Source organism: Pseudomonas sp. P4_C1 (genome assembly GCF_056402155.1).
Window position 1 is genome coordinate 1 of sequence record NZ_JBFUHY010000135.1, and the last position, 5,412, is coordinate 5,412.

Sequence of the window (5,412 nt, forward strand, 5' to 3'; positions counted from 1 at the left end):
GCACAAGAGCACCACGCCCCGAGGGTGCATGGCGGTGGTGCGCAGGGACGCCCCCTCGAGCCGGCTGCCGTCGCGTGCGACTTCGACAAAGCCTGCCGCACGACTTGGCACGTCGTGCTTCCAGCCTTGTACCTGGCGGAACATTGTCCGGATGAACAGCTTGGAAATGGCGACACCCAGCCAACCGGTCGATTGCTCGTTTTTGCTCATGCTCGCTTCCATTGTCTGGCCTTCATCTCGGCATAACCGAATGCCGCTTCGTAACTGGGACCCGCCACCCAGGCGCTGAGGAACTGCACGCCCTGCACCGGGAAGCCGTGATGGAATACATGGCCGCTGAGATCGGTACCCACCATCGCCCCATAACCCGAACCGTCGGTGTTGTTGGTGAAGCGCACATAGGTGTGGGGCGTGGCAACCTCGGTATGCAGCACATGTCCGCGCAGCCCCGGCACCTGGCTCAACAGACGCTCCACCAGGGTGTCGCTGGCCCGTTGTTTCTTGGCGCGGTATTGCGCTGTGCGGCGCTGCGGCCAATGGGCGATCGAGTCGAGCACGTTGATACACACCACCAGGCCCGCAGCCGGGTCCAGGGCGTGATAGTTGGTGACCTCGATCGGCGACATCTCCCAGAATGCCCGCTCACTGAGCGCCGCCTCATAACCGCTGCGTTCGGCGGCCATGCGCAGCTCGGCGCCTGCCGCCGGATCACCGGCGAACAGCATCGATTCGCTATGCAACAGGCCAAGTTGCGCCGGTGGCAGGTCGGTCACCAGGTACACCGTGGTGGTCGAGCGTGCCGGTTTCAGCGCGGTGAGTTTCTCCCGAGTGGCCGCCAGCTCCACATCCGCCGCGAACAGCGACTGCACCGCGTAGTGCGGTGAAGCGTTGATGTACACCCGCGAAGAATGGAATACGCCACGATTGGTGCTGACGCCCGTGGCATTGCCTTGCCCATCGGTGAGCACCCCATCGACACCTGTGCTGAGCAGGATCTGCCCACCGGCCTGTTCAATCCGCTGCGCCAGCAGATTGGACAGGTGCTGGGAGGAGCCCTTGACATAGGCGTTGCCACGGTTGAGCGTGGCGTACACCACATGCAGGTAGTACAGGTAGCCCAGGTCTTCCGAGTAGCCACCGACGTAGATTCCCGGTGCCGCCAGGATCTCGATCAGGTACGGATCGTCGAACAGCTCGTGCAACGCCTGACGCACGGTCTTGTGCTTCAGGTTGCGATGCGCGAAACGCAACTGGGCCATGTCCGGCTCAAAGGTGCCGTCCAGCATCTGGAACTGGTAGTAGCCGTTGCGCCCGTAAGTTCGAACGTGCTCGAAGAAGGTCGCGATGGCCTCGGCCTGATGGGGAAAGCGCTCGACCAACAGCTGTTGCACACCGTCCGCGTCATTGGCCAGCGGCAGCGCCATGCCGTCCTGGTAGGCGCAGAAGTAGTCCTGGGGATAGACCAGGTCCAGTGTCTCTTCCAGCTCCAGGTTACGCAGGATACGGATCAGGTTGCCGCCCTCGGCCATGCCACTGAGCTTATGCAGGCTGCAGTCGAACACCGCGTCCTGTTTCGGCCGACTGAACGTGGAGGCATACCCGCCGACAACAATATGCTTGTCGACTACCAGCAAGCGCACCCCGGGGTCACGTTTGACCAGCATGGCCGCACAGGCCAGGCTGGTGATCCCGGCACCGACGAAGATCGCATCCCAGGACGGCTGGCTCATTGGCGCAGCCCCAACTTGTCGACCCAGGCGTAGATCTCGGCAAAGCGCATGGCATTGAGCCGGGCGTTGTGGGCCGAGCGCCAGACCTCCTCGATCTTCGCCTTGTCATCCACCGCGATCGGAAACTCAAACGAGGTGTGCCGGGCGATTTCCGGGTTATAGGTGAACATGTCGATCAACGCCGGAATGATTCTGCGACTCATGGCCTTCACCTGGGCGATGGACTCCGGGCTGGCCGTTTCAAAGAACGACTCGCTGATCCAGCGACCGAAGGCGATGTGCCGGGCCTCGTCATGATGATGCTCACGGAACATGGTACGGGTCATAGGTTCGATGCCTGGGCCCTGGGACGTGTGCATCGCACCCATTTCCGCGACCCACTCGATCAGCAGAGTGAACAGCACGCCCACCGCGGGCTCCATTTTCGGCAGTGTCTCGGTCAGCAATTCGTAGAGACCCACCGGCGGGTTCCACAATTGCAGGCCGGCCTTGCCCATGAAGCGCTTGAAGGTCAGGGTGTGAACGATCTCCTCCTTGGAGAAGATCATCAGGTACTCCTGCAGGTCCTGGGAGATGCGATCGTGGAATTGGGTGACATAACCCATGTACAGCGGCGGAATAGTCTGCTCCAGCCAGATGAACATGGAGATGTCACGGCCGGTTTCCAGCCAGGCCAGTTCCAGCTTCTGTGCCTCGCTCAGGCCTTCACAGAAACGAGTGCCGTTGATCCACAGATGATCGGGGTCCTTCGGGTACAGGCTGCGATCGACCTCCTGGTCCCAGGGCAATACGGTCGCGTGGTCCATGGTCTTGTGGTGCGAGACCTCGCTCAGCTTGCGGACCTTCGATTCCCTTGCTTCTGAAATGGTGAATACACTATTGGTCTGCGTGGGCATTCCCTTGCTCCTATCCGTAACGGTAGCCCTGCCAGTCAGGCAGGGACGGCGGCCGATTCCTTGAACTCGACCACGAACTCGCACAGCTGGCGCAGCGTGGAAATCTTGCGGCTGGCGAACGAATCGGGATCCAGCGCCACGCCGATCTTCTTCTGCACCACCAGCTGCATCTCGACGAAGTCCAGGCTATCGAACGCCATCGATTCGATGTTGGTATCGAGGGTCACATCGTTTTCGTCGACATCCTTGAGTTCCAGAATGAGGTCGCGAACAACAGTAAATACTTTCTCTACAGTGGTCATTGCACAGCTCCTTGGTGGGTTGAAAGTGTCTTTGCCATCAGCCCGAGAGTGATGGTCATCACGTGGCGATCGCTGACATGCACCCCAAGATCGAGGGTGCCCACGGCCTTGCCTGGGCTTTCAATCAGGTGGATGTTGTCGATCTCACAGCGAATATCGGTCTGCAACTTGCCCAGCGAGCGCAGCGACGTGCAGAAGGTGATCTGGTGACTGGTCTGCACCACCAGGTGATCAGACAGTTCCTCAAGCCGCTCCGGCCGCTGTCGTTGACGGAACTGCGGGGACAGGCAATCGAAGATCACTCCCAGATGGTTACGAATGAAGTGGGAAAAGATCAGTGCATCGAGCGCGACCCAATCATCGACCCCCCGGCCCAGGTCATCACGAAACTGTGCGAGCCAGGCCGCGACCTCCTCGCGTGCCAGCAGGAAGCCCGGGGTTGTGGATAACCAGACCGGCGCTTCGACGATACGTACATGGCCGATCATGTGTTCACTGTCGCCGCCGCTCGAGTGCAACTTGAACCCCGTGCTGTCGCTGCGCTCGCGGGTCGACAGGGCTACCGGGCTGTCGCGCAGCACCGGAGCCTTGAGCAGCGCCTTGAACTGCATCCAGTCCTGGGGCAGCACCTGATTGACGCGCCCCATGCGATGCTTGACCGGCAGTAGCGCGAGCATGCCATGCACCACCACATCGGCTGCGTCCATGCGGCGCGCCGCCTCACGGTCGAAGTGGATCGGGTTGCGATCACCGGAGAGGCCGGCCCAGGCCTCGATCTGCTCGGCTCCGAATTGCAACTGCATGATCAGACCACCTTGCGCAGCATGATGCCGGCGTTGGCACCACCGAAGCCGAAGCTCAGGTTCAGCACGTTATTCAGGGTCTGCCCATGCAGATGCTCGTTGGGCACGTAGTTGAGGTCGCAGTCAGGATCGGCCTCATCCATGTGGATAGTCGCCGGGATGGTGCCACGGGCCATGGCCTTGAGGCAGAAGACCGCCTCCATGGAACCGGCGGCACCGATCAGGTGGCCGGTGTAGGACTTGGTGCTGGACATCGGAATGCCGTATGCGGCGTCCCCCAGGGCCAGCTTGATCGAGCGGGTTTCGTTGACATCGTTGAGCGGTGTCGAGGTGCCGTGCAGGTTGACGTAGTCGATCTGCGATGCCTGCACGCCTGCCTGCTTGCAGACGTCATTGATCACCCGTACCCGGGCCTGCATGTCTTCGGCCGGGGCTGTCATGTCGTAGGCGTCCGAATAGTTAGCGTAGCCGGTGATCTCGCCGAGAATCTTCACGCCCCGTGCCCGGGCCGACTCATAGTCCTCCAGGCATAACACAGCCGCGCCCTCGGAGAGCACGAAGCCGCTGCGTCCCTTGCTGAACGGGCAGCAGGCCAGGCGCGTGTTTTCCTGCTCTTTGCTCAGGGCCTGGATGACATCCACCGACCAGACGTTGAACTGCTCTTTCAAGGACTCACTGCCACCAGCGATCATCACCTTGGCGCGGCCGCTGCGAATCGCCTCGTAAGCCTCACCAATGGCGATGGTGCCCGTGGCGCAGGCTGCAACCGGGCTGTTCTGGATACCACGCATGTTCCAGTTCATGGTGATACCGGCGGTTGCGGCATTGCACATCGACATGACGGTGGCGAAGGAAGTGGAGATGCCGTGCTTACGGTATTCGTTGTTATTGCAGTTGGCGGTGTCGAGCCCACCCCAACCGGTGCCCAGGATCACGCCGCGATCAAAGGGCGAGACGATCTCATCCAGGGGCGTATCACCGAACGCCATGCGGATCGCCTCGTGGGTGGCCACCAGGCTGTATTTGGCGAACAACGGCAACATCTTGGAGATTTTCTTYGAAAACGGACGCATCGCTTCACGACCGAAGTCATCGATAAAGCCAAAGTAACGCGCATGGATGCTCGGATCGTCGAACCTGTGCTGACGGTAACCGACCTGGTAATCCATCATTGCGTCCCAGATAGCGTCGACATTCTCGCCGAGCGAGCAGATGGCGCCATAACCGGTTACAACGACCCGGCGCGGTTCTGAAGAAGCGGACTTTTCCATGATCTTCCCTGTTTCGATGTCTTGACTGGAATGCCGCACAGCGTGAAGAAGCCTGATCCAGACGCTCAGACTGTCATTGGCATGTTCGGCGATATAGGCAAGTGGAGCACTCGCAAGTACAAGCCATGACGCCTTGGCTGGAACATTTGTCCAACATTGAGAATGTTCAGCGCTGCGGCGTCATAGGGGGCTTAACCACTGCCCGGCATAAGTTGCCGTAGTTACCCAGAGAGAACAACTGTATCTAGGTACAGATAGCGCGATGAAAATCAAATTATGCAACCTGCAACTGCACCTAAGTACAGGTTGCCGCTGGGCGGACATTGATAAACTAACAATGGTCGCGCGATTGATTTTTCGTACCCGGAAGTTCATTCCCCGCGACCTGTACGAGCCGCACCACTTAGTAC

Annotated in this window: 5 protein-coding genes and 1 pseudogene; all 6 read right to left on the bottom strand. The window is 60.1% G+C overall.

Annotated elements, in window-relative coordinates:
- A pseudogene (locus AC1DU9_RS29345) lies at nucleotides 1–210 on the bottom strand (alpha/beta hydrolase); the annotation flags it as partial.
- A complete protein-coding gene (locus AC1DU9_RS29350) occupies nucleotides 207–1,730 on the bottom strand; it encodes a phytoene desaturase family protein (protein ID WP_223462823.1) in 1,524 nt (507 codons plus the stop codon). The gene AC1DU9_RS29350 and the pseudogene AC1DU9_RS29345, both read right to left, overlap by 4 nt.
- Nucleotides 1,727–2,626, bottom strand: coding sequence for a diiron oxygenase (locus AC1DU9_RS29355; RefSeq protein WP_223462822.1), 900 nt, complete (start codon nucleotides 2,624–2,626; stop codon nucleotides 1,727–1,729). The genes AC1DU9_RS29350 and AC1DU9_RS29355 overlap by 4 nt, the downstream gene beginning before the upstream one ends.
- A 35-nt stretch (nucleotides 2,627–2,661) precedes the next feature.
- Entirely contained in the window at nucleotides 2,662–2,928 is a 267-nt protein-coding gene (locus AC1DU9_RS29360; RefSeq protein WP_223462821.1) for an acyl carrier protein, read from the bottom strand.
- Nucleotides 2,925–3,731 (bottom strand): MaoC family dehydratase, encoded by an 807-nt coding sequence (locus AC1DU9_RS29365; RefSeq protein ID WP_223462820.1) that lies wholly within the window; start codon nucleotides 3,729–3,731, stop codon nucleotides 2,925–2,927. Before AC1DU9_RS29365 ends, AC1DU9_RS29360 begins: the two co-directional genes overlap by 4 nt.
- Before the next feature lie 2 nt (nucleotides 3,732–3,733).
- A complete protein-coding gene (locus AC1DU9_RS29370) occupies nucleotides 3,734–5,002 on the bottom strand; it encodes a beta-ketoacyl-[acyl-carrier-protein] synthase family protein (RefSeq protein WP_108217402.1) in 1,269 nt (422 codons plus the stop codon).
- Nucleotides 5,003–5,412: the final 410 nt, after the last annotated feature.

Excerpts from the sequence above, each read along its gene's own strand:
- AC1DU9_RS29350 (WP_223462823.1), bottom strand. The coding sequence starts at position 1,730 with ATGAGCCAGCCGTCCTGGGATGCGATCTTCGTCGGTGCCGGGATCACC.
- AC1DU9_RS29355 (WP_223462822.1), bottom strand. The coding sequence starts at position 2,626 with ATGCCCACGCAGACCAATAGTGTATTCACCATTTCAGAAGCAAGGGAA.
- AC1DU9_RS29360 (WP_223462821.1), bottom strand. The coding sequence starts at position 2,928 with ATGACCACTGTAGAGAAAGTATTTACTGTTGTTCGCGACCTCATTCTG.
- AC1DU9_RS29365 (WP_223462820.1), bottom strand. The coding sequence starts at position 3,731 with ATGCAGTTGCAATTCGGAGCCGAGCAGATCGAGGCCTGGGCCGGCCTC.